Raw genomic sequence first — 229 nt, forward strand, 5'->3', positions numbered from 1 at the left:
TCCCGTCCTCGTTCGTATAGGTGATGGTACCGTCATTGTTGTCAATCAGGTTCGTTACCGTCTCCGTAATCGCGGCCAAATCGGCTATCGCCTCTTGTACCGTCGTCTCGTCGTTGCCGTCTCCGTCAACGTCCAACACCCCGTTCAGGGCAACTTCGGTGGCATCCTGGTCATCGGTGCCGACAAAGGTGATCGGGGCTCCATCATCATTGTCAAAGGTGAAGGTCCC

General features: G+C 55.9%; 1 pseudogene. It reads right to left on the minus strand.

The window, feature by feature from the left end:
• Nucleotides 1-229, minus strand: a pseudogene (locus AACM45_RS20380) (hypothetical protein); the annotation flags it as partial.

It is taken from the genome of Croceitalea sp. MTPC5, assembly GCF_036985505.1.
Classification (GTDB): domain Bacteria; phylum Bacteroidota; class Bacteroidia; order Flavobacteriales; family Flavobacteriaceae; genus Croceitalea.